This window comes from Streptomyces narbonensis (assembly GCF_014649015.1).
GTDB classification, from domain to species: Bacteria; Actinomycetota; Actinomycetes; order Streptomycetales; family Streptomycetaceae; genus Streptomyces; species Streptomyces narbonensis.
Genome location: NZ_BMSF01000023.1, coordinates 78615 through 92971, shown reverse-complemented (window position 1 = coordinate 92971; position 14357 = coordinate 78615). Strand labels below are relative to the sequence as shown.

At 70.0% G+C, this 14357-nt stretch carries 16 protein-coding genes; 7 read left to right on the top strand and 9 right to left on the bottom strand.

The genetic code is table 11. The features are described 5' to 3' along the window. Nucleotides 1–135: 135 nt before the first annotated feature. The gene (locus tag IE124_RS31105; RefSeq protein WP_189512858.1) at nucleotides 136–1092 is read right to left on the bottom strand and encodes a LysR family transcriptional regulator; all 957 of its coding nucleotides are present in this window, start codon (nucleotides 1090–1092) and stop codon (nucleotides 136–138) included. 62 nt (nucleotides 1093–1154) lie between these two features. Here IE124_RS31105 and IE124_RS31100 point away from each other — a divergent pair, with 62 nt between their 5' ends. The 3 genes from IE124_RS31100 (at nucleotide 1155) to IE124_RS31090 (ending at nucleotide 4244) form a co-directional block, all read left to right on the top strand. Beyond that, nucleotides 1155–2420 (top strand): MFS transporter, encoded by a 1266-nt coding sequence (locus IE124_RS31100; RefSeq protein WP_189512856.1) that lies wholly within the window; start codon nucleotides 1155–1157, stop codon nucleotides 2418–2420. 52 nt (nucleotides 2421–2472) lie between these two features. Further along, nucleotides 2473–3180 carry a L,D-transpeptidase gene (locus tag IE124_RS31095; protein WP_189512854.1) on the top strand — a complete coding sequence of 236 codons (708 nt, stop codon included), beginning with the start codon at nucleotides 2473–2475 and terminating at the stop codon, nucleotides 3178–3180. An 83-nt stretch (nucleotides 3181–3263) separates the two neighbouring features. Next, on the top strand, nucleotides 3264–4244 hold the full coding sequence (locus tag IE124_RS31090; RefSeq protein WP_189512852.1) for a sigma-70 family RNA polymerase sigma factor: 981 nt from the start codon (nucleotides 3264–3266) through the stop codon (nucleotides 4242–4244). Nucleotides 4245–4259: 15 nt separating this feature from the next. Here the strand turns inward: IE124_RS31090 and IE124_RS31085 are convergent, their stop codons facing one another. After that, a complete protein-coding gene (locus IE124_RS31085; protein WP_189512850.1) occupies nucleotides 4260–4535 on the bottom strand; it encodes an STAS domain-containing protein in 276 nt (91 codons plus the stop codon). 64 nt (nucleotides 4536–4599) lie between these two features. Here IE124_RS31085 and IE124_RS31080 point away from each other — a divergent pair, with 64 nt between their 5' ends. Then, nucleotides 4600–5250 (top strand): HAD family hydrolase, encoded by a 651-nt coding sequence (locus tag IE124_RS31080; RefSeq protein ID WP_189512848.1) that lies wholly within the window; start codon nucleotides 4600–4602, stop codon nucleotides 5248–5250. Here IE124_RS31080 and IE124_RS31075 read toward each other — a convergent pair. The 7 genes from IE124_RS31075 to IE124_RS31045 all read right to left on the bottom strand — a co-directional run bounded on the left by IE124_RS31075 (nucleotide 5243) and on the right by IE124_RS31045 (nucleotide 12938). Further along, nucleotides 5243–5830 carry a Uma2 family endonuclease gene (locus IE124_RS31075; protein ID WP_189512846.1) on the bottom strand — a complete coding sequence of 196 codons (588 nt, stop codon included), beginning with the start codon at nucleotides 5828–5830 and terminating at the stop codon, nucleotides 5243–5245. The two genes, IE124_RS31080 and IE124_RS31075, sit on opposite strands and share 8 nt — an antisense overlap. 115 nt (nucleotides 5831–5945) lie before the next feature. After that, on the bottom strand, nucleotides 5946–7223 hold the full coding sequence (locus tag IE124_RS31070) for a thymidine phosphorylase (RefSeq protein WP_189512844.1): 1278 nt from the start codon (nucleotides 7221–7223) through the stop codon (nucleotides 5946–5948). A gap of 80 nt (nucleotides 7224–7303) precedes the next feature. After that, the gene (locus IE124_RS31065) at nucleotides 7304–7708 is read right to left on the bottom strand and encodes a cytidine deaminase (RefSeq protein ID WP_189512842.1); all 405 of its coding nucleotides are present in this window, start codon (nucleotides 7706–7708) and stop codon (nucleotides 7304–7306) included. Continuing rightward, nucleotides 7705–8994: an ABC transporter permease gene (locus tag IE124_RS31060; protein WP_189512840.1), complete on the bottom strand. Its 1290-nt coding sequence runs from the start codon at nucleotides 8992–8994 to the stop codon at nucleotides 7705–7707. The genes IE124_RS31065 and IE124_RS31060 overlap by 4 nt, the downstream gene beginning before the upstream one ends. Next, the gene (locus IE124_RS31055) at nucleotides 8991–10103 is read right to left on the bottom strand and encodes an ABC transporter permease (protein WP_189512838.1); all 1113 of its coding nucleotides are present in this window, start codon (nucleotides 10101–10103) and stop codon (nucleotides 8991–8993) included. Before IE124_RS31055 ends, IE124_RS31060 begins: the two co-directional genes overlap by 4 nt. Beyond that, a complete protein-coding gene (locus IE124_RS31050) occupies nucleotides 10100–11701 on the bottom strand; it encodes an ABC transporter ATP-binding protein (RefSeq protein WP_189512873.1) in 1602 nt (533 codons plus the stop codon). The genes IE124_RS31055 and IE124_RS31050 overlap by 4 nt, the downstream gene beginning before the upstream one ends. 196 nt (nucleotides 11702–11897) lie before the next feature. Next, nucleotides 11898–12938, bottom strand: a complete 1041-nt coding sequence (locus tag IE124_RS31045) for a BMP family lipoprotein (protein ID WP_189512836.1) — start codon at nucleotides 12936–12938, stop codon at nucleotides 11898–11900. Between the two features lie 316 nt (nucleotides 12939–13254). Between IE124_RS31045 and IE124_RS31040 the strand changes: the two genes are divergently transcribed. From IE124_RS31040 to IE124_RS31030, 3 genes are all read left to right on the top strand, one after another. After that, nucleotides 13255–13575, top strand: coding sequence for a hypothetical protein (locus IE124_RS31040; RefSeq protein ID WP_189512834.1), 321 nt, complete (start codon nucleotides 13255–13257; stop codon nucleotides 13573–13575). Between the two features lie 76 nt (nucleotides 13576–13651). Next, nucleotides 13652–13990 carry a hypothetical protein gene (locus tag IE124_RS31035; RefSeq protein ID WP_189512832.1) on the top strand — a complete coding sequence of 113 codons (339 nt, stop codon included), beginning with the start codon at nucleotides 13652–13654 and terminating at the stop codon, nucleotides 13988–13990. Continuing rightward, nucleotides 13987–14319 carry a hypothetical protein gene (locus IE124_RS31030; protein WP_189512831.1) on the top strand — a complete coding sequence of 111 codons (333 nt, stop codon included), beginning with the start codon at nucleotides 13987–13989 and terminating at the stop codon, nucleotides 14317–14319. The genes IE124_RS31035 and IE124_RS31030 overlap by 4 nt, the downstream gene beginning before the upstream one ends. Nucleotides 14320–14357 lie beyond the last annotated feature (38 nt).

Below are 14357 nucleotides of genomic sequence, written 5' to 3'. Positions count from 1 at the left end.
ACACCGGAGGTCTTCGCCATGTTCAAGACCTGCCGAGTGTCAACAACGCTCGTGATCAATACACCTAGGGGGTGTCGTCACATTCCCGTCGTCGCCCGAAGGGCGGCCCCGCGGCCGGGAATGTGACGACACCCCCTAGTCCTTGGGCAGCAGGTGGCCGCGCCTGCTCAGGAGGAACTTCTTGAAGGCGGCCACCGGGGCCGTGTCCGGGTGGCCGTCGAGCCAGGCGACGCCGATCTCGCGGACCGCACGGGGTGCGGTGACGGTCAGTTCGACGACGCCGGGGCGCGGGACGGCCGGCGGCGGCAGCAGGGCGACGCCGAGGCCCGCCGCGACCAGGCCGCGCAGGGTCTCGGCCTCCTCGCCCTCGAAGGCGACGCGCGGCTTGAAGCCGGCCTCGGTGCACAGGTCGTCGGTGATGCGGCGGAGCCCGTAGCCGGGCTCCAGGGTCACGAAGGTCTCGTCGGCGGCCTCGGCGAGGCGGACGCGCCGGCGGCCCGCGAGCCGGTGGTCGTCGGGTACGACGAGCCGTAGCCGCTGCTCGTCGAGGCGCCGGGCCACCAGGTCGGGGGCGTCCGGCACCGGCGAGGTCAGGCAGAGGTCGAGGTCCCCCGCCCTGAGCCGCTCGATCATCGCCTCGCCGTAGTTCTGGACGAGGGTGAAGCGGACGCGCGGGTGGTCGACGCGGAAGGCCCGGATGAGGCCGGGGACGGTCTCGGAGCCCATCGTGTGGAGGAAGCCGAAGGCGACCCGTCCCGCGGTGGGGTCGGCGTCGGCCCGTACGGTGTCGGCGGCCCGCTCGACCTCGGTGAGCGCCTTCTCGGCGGCCGTGAGGAAGCGGCGGCCGGCCGGGGTGAGGGAGACCGTGCGGCCGCGGCGGGCGAAGAGGGCGACTCCCAGGTCCTGTTCGAGCCGGACCATCGCCCGGGAGAGCGTCGACTGCGGCACGCCCATCTCGGCCGCGGCCCGGGTCACGTGCTCGTGCCGGGCGACGGCCGCGAAGTACGCGAGCCGGGGGGCCAGCAGCAGTCCCATGTCTTCTTCGTTACTGTTCGGTGACAGGCGAGGCTGTGACCTGTACTCATGCGCCATGGGAACGATTACAGCAGTTCCGTGCATTGGACGCATGAAACGGATCGTCCTACGTTCGAGACATGCCTCCCGCCAGTACCAAGGCGGCCGCCACCAGCGCGTCCGCCGACACCCGCCTTTCCCCCGGAGCCCCCGGCTACCGCCGGACGAGCCTCGCGCTCTTCGCCGCCGGACTGGCCGCCTTCGCCCTCCTCTACTCCACGCAGGCCCTTCTCCCGGCCATCTCGGCCGAGTTCGGCGCCACCGCGTCCGCCGCCTCCTGGACGGTCTCCGCCGCGACCGGCGCCCTCGCCCTGTGTGTCCTGCCGCTCAGCGCCCTCTCGGAGCGCTTCGGGCGGCGCGCGATGATGACCGCCGCCCTCTCGGTCGCCGTCGCCGTCTCGCTCCTGGTGCCGTTCGCGCCGAACCTGGAGTCGCTGATCGCCCTCCGCGCGCTCCAGGGCGCCGCGCTCGCCGGGCTCCCCGCCTCCGCGATGGCCTACCTCGCCGAGGAGGTCCGCCCCAAGGCGCTGGTCGCGGCGATCGGCCTCTTCGTCGCGGGCAACTCGATCGGCGGCATGAGCGGCCGGATCGTGACCGGCTGGGTCGCGCAGATGTGGGGCTGGCGCGCGGGTCTGGCCGCCGTCGGCCTGACCTCGCTGCTCTGCGTCGTCGCCTTCCGCGCGCTGCTCCCGAAGGCACGGCACTTCACGCCGGGCACGCTGAACCCGAAGGCGCTGGCGGGCGCCGTTCGGACGCACCTGTCCGACCCGCTGCTCGTCCGGCTGTACGTGATCGGCGCGCTGTTCATGACGGTCTTCGGCGCGGTGTACACCGTGATCGGCTACCGCCTGGTCGAGGCTCCGTTCTCGCTCCCGCAGGGCGTGATCGGCTCGATCTTCCTGGTCTACCTGGTGGGTACGGTCGCCTCGGCCGCCGCCGGGAAGCTCGTCGGCCGGCTGGGCCGTCGCGGGGCCCTCTACCTGGCGGTGTCCACGACCGCCGCGGGCCTGCTGCTGTCGCTCTCCGACTCGCTCGCCGCTGTCCTGGCGGGGCTCGTCCTCATCACGGCCGGCTTCTTCGCGGGCCACGCGGTCGCCTCCTCCTCGGTGAGCCGCACGGCGAAGACGGGGCGGGCGCAGGCCTCGGCGCTCTACCAGTCCGCGTACTACCTCGGCAGCAGCCTTGGCGGCACGCTCGGCGCCATCGCCTACCACGCGGGCGGCTGGGCGGGCACGGTCGTGATCGGTCTCGTCGCGGTCCTCGGCGTCGTGTCCGTGACCCTCTACGGGAGCCACAGCGCCCGGGTCGCGGCCCGTCGGCCACAACTCGCCGCGGCCTGCAACTGACCCGCTCCTTCCGACGTCCTCCTTGTCAGGACCCAAGGGGGAGAAGGCGGAAATGAAGCGAATGACGAGCCGAATAGGCAGAAGAGCGGGCATCTCGGCCGGTCTCACGGCGCTGGTGGTGCCGATGACGATCGCGCTCGGTTCGGCTCCGGCGCAGGCCGCGTCCTGCAACGTGACGACGGGGCCGTACCAGAAGCAGGTGGAGAAGTTCCTCGGCCGGACGGTCGACGGCCGCCAGTCGCTCGCCGACTGCAAGGCCATCCAGGCGTTCCAGTCGAAGCACGGCATCACCCCGGCCGCGGGGTACGCGGGGACGGTCACCTGGCGCACGATGAACACGATGCTCCAGCAGAAGGCGGCCGGGACCAACCCGAACAAGGACCGCAAGTGTCCGACCAACAAGGGCCGGATCGCCTGCGTCGACCTGACGCGGCAGCTGTCCTGGATCCAGGACGGCTCGCGCCTCAAGTACGGTCCGGTGCCGGTGCGTACGGGCAAGGACGGCACCGAGACCCGTACGGGCGCCAAGAAGATCTACATGCGGAACATCAACCACTGGTCGACGCTCTACCACGTGTCGATGCCGTACTCGCAGTTCTTCGACGGCGGCCAGGCCTTCCACTCGACGACCAAGTCCATGTGGAACCCGCCGGGTTCGGGCGGCTGCGTCAACATGCGGCCGGCCGACGCCAAGAAGTACTGGAGCATGCTCCGGAACGGCGACGACGTCTTCGTCTACGGGCGCAAGCCGGGAACGTGACCCCCGCTGTCAGTCCGCTGCGGTAGCTTCCCTCTCACCGGCACCGAACGGTGCCGGTGAGGGGTGAGTGGGGTGTGGACCCGATGAGTGACACCGCGGCCGTGACGACCGAAGATCTCGACAAGTACCGCAGGGAGCTGACCGGTTACTGCTACCGGATGCTCGGATCCTCCTTCGAGGCGGAGGACGCGGTACAGGACACGATGGTGCGGGCCTGGAAGGCCATCGGCACCTTCGAGGGCCGCTCCTCGCTGCGGTCCTGGCTCTACCGGATCGCGACCAACGTCTGCCTGGACGCGCTGAACGCGGGCAACAAGAGGGCGCGGCCGATGGATCTGACCTCCCCGACCCCGGTCGCCCAGGCGCAGCTGGTGAAGCAGCCGGAGATCACCTGGCTGGAGCCGATCCCCGACGGGCGGGTCATGCCGACGGCCGGGGACCCGGCGGAGACGGCGCTCGCCCGTGAATCCGTGCGGCTCGCCTTCGTCGCCGCCCTCCAGCACCTGCCGCCCAAGCAGCGGGCCGTGCTGATCCTGCGCGAGGTTCTCGCCTGGAAGGCGAGCGAGGTCGCGGAGCTCCTCGACCTCTCTGTCGCCTCGGTCAACAGCGCCCTCCAGCGGGCCCGCGCGACCCTCGCCGAGCAGGCACCGGCCGCCTCCGACCCGGCGAACCCGCTGGACGAGGAGCAGAAGGCGCTCCTCGAGCGGTACGTGGCCGCCTTCGAGGGCTACGACATGAAGGCCCTCACCGCGCTCCTCCACGAGGACGCGACCATGTCCATGCCGCCGTACGACCTGTGGCTCCAGGGCCACGACGACATCGTGGGCTGGATGCTGGGCGTCGGCGAGGTCTGCGCCGGCTCGAAGCTGGTGCCGACCGTGGCGAACGGCTCCCCGGCGTTCGCGCAGTACCATCCGGACCCGGCGGGCGGCTTCTCCCCGTGGGCTCTGATCGTCCTGGAGGTCCGCGAGGGCAAGGTCGCCGGGATGGACTTCTTCCTCGACACCGAGCGGTGGTTCCCGCTCTTCGACCTGCCGGCGCGGCTAGGGCCTGTCCGACCCTGATCCGCCGGACAGGCCCTAGACGCCTAGCGTTCCGTCGAGGCCGGTGAGGAGGAGCAGGGCCCGGAGCTCGGGCCCCGCTCCGTGGAAGCGGATCCGGTGACCCCTTCGCCCGGCGGCGAGTTTCAGCCGGGCCAGGGCGTCGACGGCCGCGAGGTCGGCGGGCGCGAGCGCGCCGACCTCGCAGAGGACGTCACCGGGCGGGGCCGCGCCGATCTCGGCGCAGAGGAGGGCCACCTCGCCCCGGGTGGGGCGGGCGGGCAGGGTCACGACGAGCGGCTGACTGGTGTCCACATGGGGTGAGACCGCCTTTCGGGCCGGAAGTCATCGGTGATCTCCGGCGCGTAGGCTCTCGATCATGACTCTCGACCCTGTCGAACTGGTGATCTTCGACTGTGACGGCGTTCTGGTGGACAGCGAGCGGCTCTACTGTCGTGTGGACCGGGAGGTGTTCGCCTCCGTGGGGGCCGTCTTCACTGAGGCGGAGGTGGTCGAGTACTTCGTCGGGTCCTCGCACGACATGCTGACGGCGATCGTGGAGGAGCGCCGGGGAGGTCCGCTGGAGCCGGACTGGCAGGCCCCCTTCAAGCAGCGATACGAGGACGTGCTGGACGCGGAGCTGACGGCCGTGGAGGGTGTCACGGACGTCCTGGACGCCCTGCGGGTCCCGTACTGCCTCGCCTCCAACGGCAGCCACACCAGCATCCGCAAGAACCTGGGCCGGGCCGGACTGCTCGACCGCTTCGAGGGCCGGATGTTCAGCGCCCGCGACGTCGCGCGCGGCAAGCCCGCGCCGGATCTCTTCCTGCACGCGGCGGCCACGATGGGCGTCGCCCCGGAGCGCTGCGCGGTCGTCGAGGACAGCCCGTACGGCGTCCAGGCGGCCCGCGCCGCCGGCATGCGAGCCTTCGGCTACTGCGGGGGCCTGACCAGGGCGGACCGGCTGATGGGCCCGGGGACGGTGGTCTTCGACGACATGCGGGAGCTGGTGGGGCTGCTGGTCATGTGACGGGGAACTCGGCGGTGTCGAGGGTGAGGTCGAAGGGGGCGGGGAGGTGGATCTCCTCGCCGAACGGGGCCGCACGCAGCACGCGGTAGACGTCTCCCTTCGGCTCGCCGTAGAGAGTGGTGGTGGGACCACCCGGGGCGAAGGAATCGATGAGGAGGTAGAGGGGAATCCCGGCTGCGGCGTATCCGGCGGCCTTACTGATGCGGTCGTGGTTCGCGTTCGAGGGCGCGGTGATCTCGGCGACCAGCTCGACGTCACCAGCCTCGACGTACTGGCCCGGCGCGTCAAGGCTCGCCATCGGGAGAACAGCCAGATCCGGAATGTACATGCCCCGTCGCGCGGGCGTGGCGATCGCCTGAGTCTGCACCACGGCCCATTCCTCGGGAATCGTGCGGATCAGTCGGCGCTGCACGAGCGAGGCGATGAGGTTGTGACGGCGAGCCGGCGATGGTGACACGGTGATGATCCCCTCGATGATCTCCACCTTGCAGCCCTCGGGTGCGTCCGTCTCCTCCCAGATCCGGACCAGGTCGTCCCACTCGTAGTCATAAGACGAGTGATCGACGGTGAGTGCGCTCATGGCGTTCCTCTTTCCGTGCGTCACCGACCCCAGCATGCCGAACGGGACCGGTGGGGGTCCACCGGTCCCGTTCACCCGAAGGTGTCACTGGCACATGCCAGAGGCGGTCAGGTCCTCACGCGATGCGGTCCAGCACGATCGGGTTCGCCGTGAAGGACGTGCCCTCCGCCGCGATGTCCCAGGAGTCGTTCAGGGACTTCAGGGCGTAGTCGAACTTCTCCGGGGTGTCGGTGTGGAGGGTCAGCAGGGGCTGGCCCGCCGTCACCGTGTCGCCCGGCTTGGCGTGCAGTTCGACGCCCGCGCCCGCCTGCACCGGGTCCTCCTTGCGGGCGCGGCCCGCGCCGAGGCGCCAGGCGGCGACGCCGATGTCGTACGCGTCGAGGCGGGTCAGGACGCCGGACGACGGCGCCGTGACGACGTGCTGCTCGCGGGCGACCGGGAGGGTGGCGTCCGGGTCGCCGCCCTGGGCCGCGATCATCCGGCGCCAGTGGTCCATCGCCGAGCCGTCGGCGAGCGCCTTCGCCGGGTCGGCGTCCTTGATGCCGGCCGCGTCGAGCATCTCGCGGGCGAGCGCGATCGTCAGCTCGACGACGTCCGCGGGGCCGCCGCCGGCCAGGACCTCGACGGACTCGCGGACCTCCAGGGCGTTGCCCGCGGTCAGGCCGAGCGGGGTCGACATGTCGGTGAGCAGCGCGACCGTCTTCACGCCGCTGTCGGTGCCGAGCTGCACCATGGTGGAGGCCAGCTCGCGGGCGTCCTCGATGGTCTTCATGAACGCGCCGGTGCCGACCTTGACGTCCAGGACGAGCGAGCCGGTGCCCTCGGCGATCTTCTTCGACATGATCGAGGAGGCGATCAGCGGGATGGCCTCGACGGTGCCGGTGACGTCGCGGAGCGCGTAGAGCTTCTTGTCCGCGGGGGCCAGGCCGTCACCGGCCGCGCAGATGACGGCGCCCGTGGTGTCGAGGACGTGCAGCATCTCGTCGTTGGAGAGCAGCGCGCGCCAGCCGGGGATGGACTCCAGCTTGTCGAGGGTGCCGCCGGTGTGGCCGAGCCCGCGGCCGGAGAGCTGCGGGACGGCCGCGCCGCAGGCGGCGACGAGCGGGGCGAGCGGGAGGGTGATCTTGTCGCCGACGCCGCCGGTGGAGTGCTTGTCGGAGGTCGGGCGGGAGAGCGAGGAGAAGTCCATGCGCTCGCCGGAGGCGATCATGGCCGCCGTCCAGCGGGCGATCTCGTCGCGGTTCATGCCGTTCAACAGGATCGCCATGGCCAGGGCGGACATCTGCTCGTCGGCGACGACGCCGCGGGTGTAGGCGTCGATGACCCAGTCGATCTGCTCCGGGCTCAGCTCGCCCTTGTCCCGCTTCGTGCGGATGACGGAGATGACGTCCATGGTGGTGCCTCTTTCTACGCGCATAGAGAGGGAAAGGAAGAGCGGCCCTTCCATCGTGCCGGAAGGGCCGCTCCGAGGAACTACTTCCTGAGGTGGTCCGGGCCGAAGGCCTGCGGGAGCATCTCGGCCAGGGTCAGGAACCCTGCGGGCGTCTCCAGGACGAGCTCGGGGCCGCCGAACTCGAAGAGGAGCTGGCGGCACCGGCCGCACGGCACCAGGGACTCGCCCAGGCCGTCCACGCACACGAAGTGCGTCAGACGGCCGCCGCCGGTCGCCTGGAGCTGCGAGACCAGACCGCACTCGGCGCACAGACCCAGTCCGAAGGAGGCGTTCTCCACGTTGCAGCCGGAGACCGTCCGCCCGTCGTCCACACGGGCCGCCGCGCCGACCGGGTAGCCCGAGTAGGGGGCGTACGCGCGGGACATGGCCTCGCGCGCCGAGACCCGCAGGGCCTCCCAGTCGGCCTCGGGAAGGGCCGTCGTCACTTGCCCTCGCCCTTGCGGTACCGCATGCCGTCGGCCTTCGGCATCCGCAGGCGCTGCGCGGAGAGCGAGAGGACCAGCAGGGTGACCACGTACGGGGTCGCGCTGACGAACTCGACCGGGACCGTCTCCGTACCGAGGTACCAGATGAGGACGCCGACACCGATGACGATGCTGATCGAGGACGTGATCCAGCGCTTCTTGTACGCCTTCCAGGCCGCCAGGACGACGAGGATCGCGAAGAGCAGCAGGAGCAGCGCGTGCACGGACTCGCCGCCGCTGCGGAGCTGGAGCGCGTCGGCGAAGCCGAACAGGCCCGCGCCCATCGCGAGGCCGCCCGGACGCCAGTTACCGAAGATCATCGCCGCGAGGCCGATGTAGCCGCGGCCACCGGTCTGGCCCTCGTTGTAGATGTGCGAGGTGACCAGCGAGAGGAAGGCACCGCCGAGGCCGGCCAGGCCGCCCGAGACGATGACGGCGATGTACTTGTACTTGTACACGTTGACGCCGAGGGACTCGGCCGCGATCGGGTTCTCGCCGCAGGAGCGCAGCCGCAGACCGAACGAGGTCTTCCACAGCACGAAGAACGTGCCGATGATCAGCAGCACCGCGATGATCGTGACCACCGAGACGTTGGTGACCAGGCCGCCGAGGATGCCGGCGATGTCCGAGAGCAGGAACCAGTGGTGCTGCTCGATGTCGGCGAGCCAGTCGGACAGACCCGGCACGGTGACCGAGGTGATCTCCTCGGCCGGCGGGGACTGCTTCGGGCTGCCGCCCTTGGCCGCCGCCTCGCCGGAGTTGAACCACAGCTTGGCGAAGTAGGTCGTGACACCGACCGCGAGGATGTTGATCGCGATGCCGGAGATGATGTGGTCGACACCGAAGGTGACGGTCGCGACCGCGTGCAGCAGACCGCCGAACATGCCGCCCAGGATGCCGGCGAGGATGCCGATCCAGGGGTCGGTCTGCCAGCCGGCCCAGGCACCGAAGAAGGTGCCGAGGATCATCATGCCTTCGAGGCCGATGTTGACCACGCCCGCGCGCTCGGCCCACAGACCGCCGAGACCGGCGAGGCCGATCGGGACGGCGAGCGAGAGCGCGGCGCTGATCTGGCCGGCCGAGGTGAGGTCCTGCGCTCCGGTGATGACCCGCACGGCGGAGAGGGCGATGAGCCCGCCCGCGACGATCAGGAGGATCCAGGGCAGGGTGAGGCGGGTACGGCCGCCCTTGCCGCCGGCCGCCTTGGGGGCCGCGGGCGGCGGAGTGGAAGTCGCCGTGGCGCTCACGCCGACACCTCCGTCGTGTCGTTGGAACGGGCCTGGGCGGCGAGCTTCTCGCCGACCTGTCGCTGCTGGCGCTTGAGGCCGTAGCGGCGGACGACCTCGTAGGCGATGACGACGCAGAGGACGATGACGCCCTGCATGACGCCGACGATCTCGCGGTCGTAGTTCTCGAACTCCAGCTGCTGGCCGCCGCGCTCCAGGAACGCCCAGAGGATCGCGGCGAGCGCGATGCCGATCGGGTGGTTGCGGCCGAGCAGGGCGATGGCGATACCGGTGAAGCCGATGCCGACCGGGAAGTCGCCGCCGAACTCGTACGAGTCGTTGAGCAGCGTCGGCATACCGATCAGACCGGCCATGGCGCCGGAGATCAGCATGGACGTGACGACCATCTTCTTGACGTTCACACCGCTCGCCGAGGCAGCCGTCTCGGACTGGCCGACGGTCCGCAGGTCGAAGCCGAAGCGGGTGCGGGAGAGGGTGAACCAGTAGCCGAGGCCCGCGATGACCGCGACGACGACGAAGCCGTAGATCGGGGTCGGCGTGGTCGGGAACTCGAAGAAGCGCGAGGACTCCGGCAGCGGGGTCGTCGCCACCTTCGTCCCGGCCGCGTCCAGGTGGCCGAGGCGGCCGGGCTGGAGGAGGTAGCCGATGATCGCGGTCGCGATGAAGTTCAGCATGATCGTCGAGACGACCTCGCTGACACCACGGGTGGTCTTGAGGAGACCCGCGATGCCCGCCCACATGGCGCCGACGATCATCGCGGTGATGATGATCAGCGGGATCTGGACGATGCCCGGCAGGGTCAGCGCGCCACCGACGGCGGCGGCGAAGAAGGCGGCGAGACGGTACTGGCCGTCGACACCGATGTTGAACAGGTTCATCCGGAAGCCGATGGCCACCGCGATGCCCGCCAGGTAGTACGTCGTCGCCTTGTTGATGATGTAGACCTGGCTGTCCGACTTGACGCCGTAGTCGAACATGATCCCGAAGGCGCTGAACGGCTCCTTGCCGGTCGCCGCGAGCACCAGGGCGGTGATCAGGAACGCGGCGACGATCGCGAGCACCGGCGCCGCGATGGCGAGGAGCACCCGCTCCTTGTCGAACTTCTTCATCGGGCCTCGTCCTCCGGGCCGTCGGTGCCCTCAGGGCTCTCAGGGCTCTCATCGTGCTCAAGGTGACCGGCGGCGGCGCCGGTCATGGCCGAGCCCAGCTCCTCCGGGGTGATGGTCGCCGGGTCGGCGTCCGCCACGAGCCGGCCGCGGTACATCACGCGCAGCGTGTCGGAGAGGCCGATCAGCTCGTCCAGGTCGGCGGAGATCAGCAGGACCGCCAGGCCCTCACGGCGCGCCTCGCGGATCTGGTCCCAGATCTGCGCCTGCGCGCCGACGTCCACGCCGCGGGTGGGGTGGGCGGCGATCAGCAGCTTGGGGTCGTGGCTCATCTCGCGGCCGACGATCAGCTTCTGCTGGTTGCCGCCGGAGAGGGAGGCCGCGGTGACGTCGATGCCGGGGGTCCGGACGTCGTACTCGCGGACGATCCGCTCGGTGTCCTTGCGGGCGGCCTTGAGGTCGAGGATGGCGCCCTTGGAGTTGGGCTTCTCGGTGACGTGGCCGAGGATGCGGTTCTCCCAGAGGGGGGCCTCCAGGAGCAGACCGTGCCGGTGGCGGTCCTCGGGGATGCAGCCGATGCCGTCCTCGCGGCGCTTGCGCGTCGGGGCGGCGGAGATGTCCTGGCCGTCCAGGGTCACGACACCGCCGTCGGCGGTGCGCATGCCCATGATCGTGTCGACGAGCTCCGACTGGCCGTTGCCCTCGACACCGGCGATGCCGAGCACCTCACCCTTGTGGATGGTGAAGGTGATCCCGCCGAGGACCGCGCGGACGACGCCGTCGGGGTCGACGGCGCTGAGCGCCAGGTCCTGGACCGTCAGCATCGGGACGTCCGTGACCGTCGACTCGCGGGTCTCCGGCGAGGGCAGCTCGGCGCCGACCATCAGCTCGGCGAGCTGCTTGGTGGTGGTGTGCTTCGGGTCGGCGGTGCCGACCGTCGTGCCGCGCCGGATGACGGTGATGTCATCGGCGACCGACAGGACCTCGCCCAGCTTGTGCGAGATGAAGATGACCGTCAGGCCCTCGGCCTTGAGCTCGCGCAGGTTGTCGAACAGCGCGTCGACCTCCTGCGGGACGAGCACGGCGGTCGGCTCGTCGAGGATCAGGGTGCGGGCGCCGCGGTAGAGGACCTTGAGGATCTCCACGCGCTGGCGGTCGGCCACACCGAGGTCCTCGACGAGGACGTCGGGGCGGACGCCGAGGCCGTACGCGTCGGAGATCTCCTTGATCTTGGCGCGGGCCTTGTCGCCGATGCCGTAGAGCTTCTCGGAGCCGAGGACGACGTTCTCGAGGACGGTGAGGTTGTCGGCGAGCATGAAGTGCTGGTGCACCATGCCGACGCCGCGGGCGATGGCGTCGCCGGGGCTGTTGAACGTCACCTGCTCGCCGTCGATGGTGATGGTGCCCTCGTCCGGCTTCTGCATGCCGTAGAGGATCTTCATCAGCGTCGACTTGCCCGCGCCGTTCTCGCCCACGAGGGCGTGGACGGTGCCGCGGCGCACGGTGATGGCGATGTCGTGGTTGGCCACGACTCCGGGGAAACGCTTGGTGATGCCGCGGAGTTCTACGGCGTTGGGACTGCTGGTGCTGGAGGCTTTGATGACGCACTCTCCTAGGCAGGGAGCGTGAGGAGGACGAGGCGGGGACGCAGGCGCTGTCGGTGGCGAAAAATACCCTGTAGCCCCTGACGCTACGCGCGTAGCGTCAGGAAAATCGTTCAACTGCCCGCGGACATACGTGTGAAGGGGGCCCGGAGTGTCGGCCGAAGCCGCTCTCCGGGCCCCCGTTCGACGTGGGTCAGAGGGTCGTGGCGACCTTGATCTGACCGTCGACGATCTTCTTCTTGGCCTCGTCGATCTGGGCCTGGATGTCCTTGAGGTGGTCACCCGTGGTGGTGAGGGAGACACCGTCCTCGGCGAGCGAGTAGGTGTGCGTGCCGGTCATCGGCTTGCCGTCCTGGACGGACTTGACGAGCTCGAAGACGCCGGTGTCGACGTTCTTGACGACCGAGGTGAGGATCGAGCCGGCGTACTTCGACAGGGCCGGGTCCTTGGCCTGGTCCGAGTCGACACCGATCGCCCAGGCGCCCGGCTTCGCGGCGACGGCCTCGATCGCGCCGGCGCCCGAGCCGCCCGCGGCGGCGTAGACGACGTCGATGCCCTTGTCGAGCATGCCCTTGGCGGCGGCCTTGCCCTTGTCCGGAGCACCGAAGCCGGACATGTCCGTGCCGGTGGACAGGTACTGGATCTGGACCGTCGCGTTCGGCTTGGTCTCCTTGACGCCCTGCTGGAAGCCGGCGGCGAACTTCTTGATCAGCGGGATGTCGACGCCGCCGATGAAGCCGATCTTGCCGTCCTTCGACTTGAGGGCCGCGGCGACACCGGCGAGGTAGGAGCCCTGCTCCTCGGTGAAGACGATCGAGTCGACGTTCTTCGCCTCGGAGACCGAGTCGACCAGGCCGAAGGTGGTCTTCGGGTACTTGGCCGCGACCTTGTCGATCGCGTCCTTGTAGGCGAAGCCGACACCGATGACGGGGTTGAAGCCGCCCTCGGCCAGGGAGGCGAGGCGCTGCTCGCGGTCCGCCGGGGTCTCACCGTTCTTCGCGGTGAGCTCCTTGGTCTCGACGCCGAGCTCGGCCTTGGCCTTGTCGAGACCGCGCGCGGCGGAGTCGTTGAAGGAGTTGTCGCCACGGCCACCGACGTCATAGGCCATGCCGACCTTGATGTCGCCGTTGTCGGAGCCACTGTCCCCGGTGGAGGACTCCCCGCAGGCGGTGGCAGTGAGAGCGAGAGCCGCGGTGACAGCACACGCGGCGGTGATCTTGGATACCCGGCGCACGAGGAGGTCCCTTCAAGACTGACCGAAAGCGCCTCTTCCGGCGCTGGTTTCGGGCGATCGTAACGCGCGTAGATGTCAGTTAAAGACCCGTTCATGAGTCGTTACCGGATCGACGCCAGCGAGTCGTACCAGACGGTAGCCACGCGGAGACGGTCCGACACGCGTGACGGACGGCATTACCTCGACATGACGATCTTTTGCGTATTCCTTTGCACACGCTCTGTGTGGCTTGATACCTCTCCTCTGACCACATCGGGCCGGCGTGGCTGACCACCCCACCGGCCCACAGAACAACAGAACAACAGGGGGAAGTCCCATGAAACGCTCCTTCGCCGCGTTCGGCATCACGGCGGCTCTGCTCGGCGGTTCCGCGGTCCTGGCGCCCGCCGCCTCCGCCGCCAGTGTCGGCGACTGCAACACCTGGACGTCGAGCCGCGCGCCGTACACCGGCTCGGCCTACTGCAGCAAGATCGCCTGGGGTGACAAGTTCCGGGTGAAGGTCACCTGTGTGGACCCCCGCGGCAGCCAGTTCACCGTGTACGGCCCGTGGAAGCGGAACACCGAGACGTCGACCGCCAAGTGCTCGGACAACCCGAACGTCGGCGTCCTGCGCGTCGGCGTGTCCTTCAGCGCCTGACCGACCGATCGAACGGAGCGGGCCCTGACCAGGCCCGCGACGACATCTCACGAGCACACAGCCCTCAGGGGGAACCATGAAGAAGACCGTCATCGCCGCGCTCGGCCTCGCACTCGCGACCGGCTCGCTGATCACCGCTCCCACCGCGTCCGCCGCCCAGCGCGCCGTGACCAGCGTCGACTGCGACACCTGGAAGTCGGGCAGCGCCCCGTACACCGGTTACGCCAAGTGCACCGGCATGCTGCCCTACCCGCTGGAGGCCGCGAAGGTGAAGGTCACCTGCATCGACCCGCGCGGCAACAAGTGGGAGATCTACGGCAAGGCCGTCGGCAACGGCAAGACGTCGAGCGCGAAGTGTTCCGACAGCCCCAGCGTCGGGATCTACAAGGTCGGCGTCGAGCGGGTCCGTCTGTGACCGCGCTGACGGCCGCGGTCCGCGGCGGCGTGGCGCTCGCCTCCGCCGCCCTGGCCGTGACGGCCGGCCTGGTCGGGGCGGCGCCGGAGGCGCAGGCCGCGAGCTGCACGACATGGAAGTCGTCGGGCGCCCCGTGGACCGGGTACGCGAAGTGCGTGGGCTTCTCCGAGGCCCGTCAGTACCGGGTGCAGGTCACCTGCCAGGGCCCGTCCGGCGGGCCGTTCACGCGGTACGGCAACCCGGCGCGCGCGGGATACGTCTCCGCCGCGCGCTGCTCCGACAGCCCCAACGTGGGCGTCACGCAGGTCCGGGTGTTCCTGCAGCCCTGACCTGAACGCCGTCCGCCGTCCGAGCGGGAGGTCGCGTC